At 70.7% G+C, this 6,973-nt stretch carries 7 protein-coding genes; 4 read left to right on the top strand and 3 right to left on the bottom strand.

What is annotated here, in order from left to right; genetic code table 11:
- The first annotated feature begins 92 nt into the window (after window positions 1-92).
- Both ABZ885_RS32550 and ABZ885_RS32545 read left to right on the top strand, forming a co-directional pair.
- Window positions 93-1,322 (top strand): hypothetical protein, encoded by a 1,230-nt coding sequence (locus tag ABZ885_RS32550; protein WP_360196670.1) that lies wholly within the window; start codon window positions 93-95, stop codon window positions 1,320-1,322.
- On the top strand, window positions 1,306-2,076 hold the full coding sequence (locus tag ABZ885_RS32545) for an alpha-ketoglutarate-dependent dioxygenase AlkB (RefSeq protein ID WP_360196668.1): 771 nt from the start codon (window positions 1,306-1,308) through the stop codon (window positions 2,074-2,076). The genes ABZ885_RS32550 and ABZ885_RS32545 overlap by 17 nt, the downstream gene beginning before the upstream one ends.
- A gap of 1 nt (window position 2,077) precedes the next feature.
- On the opposite strand, the gene ABZ885_RS32540 is transcribed toward ABZ885_RS32545, so the two are convergent.
- The gene (locus tag ABZ885_RS32540) at window positions 2,078-2,794 is read right to left on the bottom strand and encodes an SDR family oxidoreductase (RefSeq protein ID WP_360196665.1); all 717 of its coding nucleotides are present in this window, start codon (window positions 2,792-2,794) and stop codon (window positions 2,078-2,080) included.
- A 143-nt stretch (window positions 2,795-2,937) separates the two neighbouring features.
- Between ABZ885_RS32540 and ABZ885_RS32535 the strand changes: the two genes are divergently transcribed.
- A complete protein-coding gene (locus ABZ885_RS32535) occupies window positions 2,938-3,891 on the top strand; it encodes an AraC family transcriptional regulator (protein ID WP_360196663.1) in 954 nt (317 codons plus the stop codon).
- Between the two features lie 55 nt (window positions 3,892-3,946).
- Here ABZ885_RS32535 and ABZ885_RS32530 read toward each other — a convergent pair whose 3' ends face one another.
- Together ABZ885_RS32530 and ABZ885_RS32525 are read right to left on the bottom strand one after the other, a co-directional pair.
- Window positions 3,947-4,543, bottom strand: coding sequence for a hypothetical protein (locus ABZ885_RS32530; RefSeq protein ID WP_360196660.1), 597 nt, complete (start codon window positions 4,541-4,543; stop codon window positions 3,947-3,949).
- Window positions 4,544-4,727: 184 nt separating this feature from the next.
- A complete protein-coding gene (locus ABZ885_RS32525; RefSeq protein ID WP_360196657.1) occupies window positions 4,728-5,609 on the bottom strand; it encodes an AraC family transcriptional regulator in 882 nt (293 codons plus the stop codon).
- Between the two features lie 206 nt (window positions 5,610-5,815).
- Between ABZ885_RS32525 and ABZ885_RS32520 the strand changes: the two genes are divergently transcribed.
- A complete protein-coding gene (locus ABZ885_RS32520; protein ID WP_360196654.1) occupies window positions 5,816-6,931 on the top strand; it encodes a serine hydrolase domain-containing protein in 1,116 nt (371 codons plus the stop codon).
- Window positions 6,932-6,973 lie beyond the last annotated feature (42 nt).

Here is a 6,973-nt window from a genome sequence, read left to right as displayed (position 1 = left end):
GCGGTTCGCCACGCGAAGGAAAGGAGACGGACCGTTGCCACGTCCACGGGTTGAGCAATCCACCCAGATCCGCGAACGGCAGGTACGGCTCGATGTACACAGCAGCACCGACAGAAGCCTGCCTCGCGGATGCGGGCAACCTCCTGGTTGCGCCGTCGGCATTGCATGACCACGGCGTCGTTGCGGAATTCTTCGGATCCGTCATCACACCGGAGGAGCTCGCCTCCGGTTCACCGGACCTCGCACAGAGGACCGTCTACCTGTGTGGTGACGTCTCCGGGATCAGTGGCCGCCAACTGCACACGGCCGCCCGGGTGTTCGTCATCCGGGAGCTGTCACAGGGTCAGCACGGGGAGGGCGACGACCACTGGCCCGTCATCGGCCTCGGCCGAGTCCCCACCCGGGTGCACGGTGTCGGCGTGTACTACCGCCGCTTCTTCGAACCCGGTGCCGATCACTTCGGACGGATCCGTGCCGAGCACGCGTTCCAGTCCCTGACGGAGTCCACCAAGCCCGGAAAGGCCCATCGCAGCGGAATCTATCTGACGCCCGTCACGCGGAGCGGTGACGAGCTGCATTTCCGCCTGCTCCGGTGCTCCACGAATCTGTCGGGGCCGACCGAGGGTTTCGGCCCGACCGACACGCACATCGTCGACGCCCTGAACCGCGAGGCCGCCGCCGTCTTCCGGAACCAGGCACCGCTCAATCACGTCCTCGCGCAGGTCTACCACAACACCCTTGCCACGGCGGAGCGCAAGCAGTCCAAGGCCAGGATCTCGGCCCATGCCGACAAGACCAAGGACATGCCCGTCAACGGCGTCATGGCCTTCTGCACCTTCTACGACGGGCTCGACAAGCTGCAGCCCCTGGCCGAGGACGCCTTCGACTACGGCGTGAAGGGTGCCAGCGGGCTGACCGGACTCCACTTCCGCCTCAAGGACCCGACCGGAGAACGTGACGGCGTCGCGCTCCCCGCGCAGTTCACCGTGACCCTCCACCCCGGCTCCGTGTTCCTGATGCCGCTGTCCACCAACCGCCTGTACACACATGAGATCCGGCCCGCGGCACTGGACGCGGAGCTTCTCCCGACCCGCCTGGGGTACGTGGTGCGCTGTTCGAGCACCGAAGCCGTCCACAAGAACGGCCACACGTTCCTCAAGACGGCCGGATCCCTGGTGCAGCTGGAGCCGGCCACACCGGACGGCATGGACGAGCTGCGCAGACTGTACGCCGAGGAGAACAGGACCTCGTCCTTCATCGACTACGGCGACCAGTTCCTCTTCAGCATGAACACGGGAGACTACCTTGCCCCCCGAACCTAGGATCTCGGACCGGATCCTCTCGTTCGCCCTGCCCTCCACGGGGAATCCCTTCGCGGAGCTGTCCGCGTCGACCCGCTGGGAAGACGTGGGAAAGGGCCGGCGGGGCGCCGTACTCGCCAAGGTCGACGAGGCGAGTGGCGTGCCTCTCGTCCGCACCACCACTCGGTACGGCGCCCCGGCGCAGCGCTTCCGGGCGGTGCACGAACGCCTGGCGCAGCAGATCCAAGAACGTGCGGCGCTTCCGGTCGGCTTCAACAACGCCCTCGTCGAGTGCTACACGAACGCCTACCGGACGATGGGCGGCCATTCCGACCAGGCCCTCGACCTGGCCGACGGGTCGTTCATCGCCGTCTTCTCCTGCTACCGGCATCCCGATGCCGGCCCGCCGAGGAAGCTGATCTTCGAGTCGAAGGCGTCGGATGACGAGACGTTCGAGATCCCCCTCGTCCACAACGGTGTCGTCGCGTTCTCCGTCGACTCGAATCGGCGGCTCAGGCACCGGATCGTCCTGGACACGCCCGCCCAGGCTGCGGACAACCAGTGGTTGGGCGTGACCTTTCGAACGTCGAAGACCTTCGTCCGGTTCCGCGACGGACAGGCCCACCTCCCGCAGGGAGCGCGCCTCACGACGGCCGACGATGAGCAGCGGCACGAGTTCTACCGACTGCGGCGCCGTGAGAACCAGGAGACGGACTTCGTCTACCCCCGGCTGACGTACACCATCAGCGAGAGCGATCTGATGCCGCCCGTCTGACCTACACCAGGGCCGCGCCGCCGTCGATCGCGAGCGTGGTGCCGGTGACGTAGCCGTTGGACAGGACGAGGAGATAGGCCGCCGCGGCTTCCTCGGCGGTGCCGACCCGCCGCGTGAGCAGCTCGGACCCGGCGTCCTGGAGGAAGGCCTCCGGGTCCGGGACACTGCCGTCCCACAGCTCGGTGCGGATCACCCCGGGCTGGACCACGTTCACCCGCAGCGGCGCGAGTTCGACGGCGAGGGCCCGGGACAGGGCCTCGATGCCGCCGGTGATGCCTGCCGCGAGCGCGGTTCCGGGCAGGGGACGGATCGCGAGGACGCCGGAGCTGAAGGTGATCGAGCCGCCGTCGCGCAGTCGCGGTGCCGCGTACTTGGCGGAGAGGAGTGCGCCCCAGAACCGGCGCTCGAAGAGGGCCCTGGCCTCCTCCGGGGTGGTGTCGGCCAACGGCTTGATCAGCAGGGATTCGCCCGCGGTGTAGACGAGGTGGTCGAACTCCCCGACCTGCGCGAAGAACGCGGCGATGGCGTTGCCGTCGGCGACGTCCAGGCGGCGGCCTTCGGCCGGCCCGCCCAACCGCTTCGTCGCGGCGTCCACGCGGTCCTGGTTGCTGGAGGCGACCACGACGTCCGCGCCGGCCGCCGCGGCCTGCCGGGCCACCGCGAAGCCGATGCCGGAGGTTCCACCGATGATCACGATCTTCTTGCCGGCCAGAGACATGGGATCCGTTCCTTCCTCGATGCGGTGCCGGGGTTCGGCGACCGCCATGGCACGAACGTACGCCTCCTCGGCGAGACGATGAATGACTGAAGATCTCGATTCCCTGTCATATCGTCTTGCCGCGCAGGCCCTAGAGTGGCGCCATGGACATCCTGAGCAACACCCTCGAAGTCCTGCGCACGGGACGCCCGATGGTGACCCGCACCGACGCGCACGCCCCGTGGGCCCTGACCTTCCAGCCCGTCTCAGGAGCCGGATTCCACGTGGTCGTGGAAGGACACTGCCACCTGGTGCCACCGCACGGCCGACCGCTCGTGCTCGGCCCCGGCGACATCGTGTTCCTGCAGCGCGGCACCGGGCACACCCTGTGCGACGTGCCGGAGCGCGATCCGGTGGACTTCGTACCGGAGCGCGTGGACCGTTCCTCGCCGATCGGCCAGGTCACCGTGGACGGACCGGGGCCGCGCACGGTGCTGGTGTGCGGCGCGTACGCGATCGACGTCGACCGCCCGCATCCGCTGTTCAGCGATCTGCCGGAGGTCATCCACCTCCCCGCGGTTCCCGGCCGCCACCCGGTGCTGCGCTCGGCGGTCGATCAGCTGTGCGCCGAGTTCCACGCGCCGCAGCCGGGCTCGGACGCGGTCGTCACGGCGCTCGTCGATCTGCTGCTGCTGTACATCCTCCGGTCGTGGTACGCCGACCTGCCGAAGGAGCGGACCCGGGGCTGGGCGGCGGCGCTGACCGACCCGGCGGTCGCGCCGGCCCTGAAGGCGATCCACGACGATCCCGGCCATCCCTGGACCGTGGAGTCGCTGGGCACCCGCGCCGGGCTGTCCCGCGCGGTGTTCGCCCGCCGCTTCGCCTCGGTGGTCGGCGAGCCGCCGCTGACCTACCTCACCAACTGGCGGATGGCCACCGCGGCGCGGTTGCTCCACCGATCGCCGGCTCCACTGAGCACCATCGCGCAGCGCACGGGGTACACGTCGGAGTTCGCCTTCGCCAAGGCTTTCAAACGACACTTCGGATCGCCGCCGGGGGCCTACCGCAAGCAGGTCAGGACGGCGGGCGGTGAACCAGGCGGAGACCACGGAGGGTGAGGACCAGAAGGACATCACCGCAGCGGATCCCGGCGTCGGGGACCGTGGTGGTGCCTCAGCGCTCGGCGGCGGGGCCGGCGGCGGGGCCGGCGGCGGGGTCGGCGGCGGGGTCGGGACACCGGGTGTGGTCGATCCCCCGGAAGCCTGCCTTGTTCAGCACCCAGTCCTCCAGCGGCGGGTCGTCGTAGTTCTCCCGGTCGGTGAGGACGAAGGTCACCCACACGTCCTCGGCCGGCGTCAGTTCGAGGGTCCGCTGGTCGTGGAGGTTCTCGTACGTGACGGTCCGCCAGCAGAGGCCGGCCGCGGTGAGCCCGGCGGTGAGCACCGACTCGGTGACGTGCGAGTCGACGGTGCGCAGCCCGCCGCCGGGCACCGGGAGCTCCAGCTCCCCGTGCCAGACCGGGATGAACAGCCGCTCCAGCCGGCCGCACCGGCAGAAGACCGGCTGCAGGCTGCCCCAGCCGAACCAGTGCCGTCCGGTCCCGAACCCGTCGACGGGGCCGCCGTCCCAGGGCTCGCCGTAGCGGGCGGTGAGCTCGGGCAGTGCGGCGCCGACCCGGAGGGCGTCCAGCGCGCCGGTCGCCGCCAGTGCCACGAGATCGGTGACGAGGCCGGACGTCGGCGGCTCGGTGTGGTGGTGGTCCTGCTGCATGACGGTCGATCCCCCCGGTCGGTTGTCGTGCCGTGTTCCAAGATCGGCGACCGGCCCACAGTAACGGCCCGGTTCTCCCGAAGCCACGGCGAAATGACCGGCGATCCGGCTGCGCCCCGCACGGCGGACAGGCTCGTCCGCAGGTCGTCGGCGGGCTTCCGCGCGGAGGACAGCACCCGGGTGTTCACGTCCCGGCGCCCCCGCCGACCCTCTCGACCGGGATCCACAGCTGGGAGCCGGTCTCCGCGCCGAGCTCCACCGGCTTCGTCCGCAGCAGCTCCGGACCGGTCCGGCTCGTGTACGGGTTCGAGGGGAACCACTGCGTGAACACGTCCCGCCACAGCTCCTGGAGGGCGCTCGGGTAGGGCCCGTGGTTGTCGAAGACCGCCCAGGTCCCGGCCGGCACGTCGAGGGCGTCGAGCTCCTCGGCCGCCACCTCGGGACCGGTCACCACGCCGATCCAGTAGTCCGCCTCGGCGCCCTCCTCCCGGCTGTCGGTCAGGTACACCACCGCCGACAGGATCCCGGCCGGCTCCCGGCCGGCCAGCTCCTTCATCCGGACGACCGCCCGTTCGTCCAGGCCTTCCAGGTGCGCCGCGGCGGCCGCGTTGAGCCCCTCGTGCACGAGCGGGACCCGGGCCTTCCTGCCGACGACCCGGAACGGCTCCTTCTCCACGATCCGGTAGCGCATGGCCGTACTCCCTTCGACGACCAGGCGGAAGGACATCCGCGGCTGTGCCGTGAGCACCGCCCCCGTGCGCCGGGCCTCGCCCGGCCCGATGCCGTGCACCGAGCGGAACGCCCGGGCGAACGCCTCGCCCGAGCCGTACCCGTACCGCACCGCGATGTCGAGCAGCGTCCCCTCCCCGGCCAGCACCTCGGCGGCGGCGAGCGTCATGCGCCGCCGCCGCACGTAGACCGGGAGCGGCATCCCGGCGAGCGCGGAGAACAGCCGCCGGAAGTGGTACTCCGACACGGCGGCGATCCGGGCCACCTCGACCATGTCGACCTCCTGGTCGAGACTGGCCTCAAGGTGGTCCAGCGCCTGGTTCAGCCGCTCCAGCACGCGTATCCGTCCTTCCGTCTTTCGGCCGTCGGCCGACCGCGGGGCGAGGACAGAAGACCGGGGCGGTCGGTCGGGGTCCGGCGGCCCGGCCGCGCACTGTCAGGCCGTCGTACCGGAGTAGAGCGGATTCGATCGCGCCCAGCCCGACAGAACGAATACGGGAATTGTCGGGCAGGAGGCCCCGGGTCTGCATGAGCCTTGCACCCATGACCGATGTTAAGGGGTTTTGCGAACCGCGGTTCGAGGCAGTCCGGGCGGCCCTGGCGGATCTGCTCGGCAAGGACGACGTGGGCGCCTCGGCGGCCGTCTACGTCGACGGCGAGCCGGTGGTCGACATCTGGGGCGGGTACGCCGATCCGGACCGCTCCGTCGGCTGGGAGCGCGACACCCTCACCGGCGTGAACTCGACGACCAAGAACATGACCGCCCTGTGTGCGCTGATCCTTGCCGACCGGGGCGAGCTCGACCTGTCCGCGCCGGTCGCCGCCTACTGGCCCGATTTCGCCGCGGCCGGCAAGGAGAAGGTGCTGGTGCGGCACGTGCTGTCGCACACCGCGGGGCTGCCGGACCTGTCCGGGCCGACGACGGTTGAGGAGCTCTACGACTGGGAGAGCGTGACGGCGGGGCTGGCCGCGCAGGCGCCTGCATGGGAGCCAGGGACGGCCGCGGGCTACCACGCGCTCACCTTCGGCTTCCTCGTCGGCGAGATCGTCCGCCGCATCACCGGCCGCAGCCTCGGCGAGTTCTTCGCCGACGAGGTGGCGAAACCGCTCGGCGCGGACTTCCACATCGGACTCCCCGCCGAACACGACCACCGCGTCGCACCGCTCATCCCGCCGCCGTCACTGACCGACGAGTACACCGCCCGCGCACCGCTCGGACCGGACGGCACACGCCGGGAGAACACCGGTGTGGCGATCCGGGTCAAGGACGCCAACTCCCCGGCCTGGCGCCGTGCGCAGCTCCCTGCGGTGAACGGCTTCGGCAACGCCCGCTCCGTCGCCCTGGCTCAGTCGGTCCTGGCGAACCGGGGTTCGGCCGGCGGCGTGCGGCTGCTGTCCCCCCGGGGTTGCGAACCCGCCTGGCAGGAGGTGTTCCATGGCGAGGACCGCGTGCTGGGCACCCCGATGTGCTGGACGGTGGGCTTCGGCAGGTTCGGGAACACCTTCGGCTGGGGCGGCTGGGGCGGCTCGCTGGTCGCGAGCGACCCCGGCTCACGCATGACGGTGGCCTACGTCATGAACCGGATGATCGACCGGGACCGGCAGGAGGACAACCGCGGCATGGAGATCATCATGGCCGCCTACAGCGGACTGCGCTGACGGGCGACGGGGCGGCCTGCCCGCGGACACCTCGGCCGGCCC

This window comes from Kitasatospora sp. NPDC047058 (assembly GCF_040643935.1).
Lineage (GTDB): Bacteria > Actinomycetota > Actinomycetes > Streptomycetales > Streptomycetaceae > Kitasatospora.
Note: the sequence above shows the minus strand (reverse complement) of the source record. Positions and strands in the feature narration are given on the sequence as shown.

Excerpts from the sequence above, each read along its gene's own strand:
- ABZ885_RS32550 (WP_360196670.1), top strand. The coding sequence starts at position 93 with ATGTACACAGCAGCACCGACAGAAGCCTGCCTCGCGGATGCGGGCAAC.
- ABZ885_RS32540 (WP_360196665.1), bottom strand. The coding sequence starts at position 2,794 with ATGTCTCTGGCCGGCAAGAAGATCGTGATCATCGGTGGAACCTCCGGC.
- ABZ885_RS32535 (WP_360196663.1), top strand. The coding sequence starts at position 2,938 with ATGGACATCCTGAGCAACACCCTCGAAGTCCTGCGCACGGGACGCCCG.
- ABZ885_RS32530 (WP_360196660.1), bottom strand. The coding sequence starts at position 4,543 with ATGCAGCAGGACCACCACCACACCGAGCCGCCGACGTCCGGCCTCGTC.
- ABZ885_RS32520 (WP_360196654.1), top strand. The coding sequence starts at position 5,816 with ATGACCGATGTTAAGGGGTTTTGCGAACCGCGGTTCGAGGCAGTCCGG.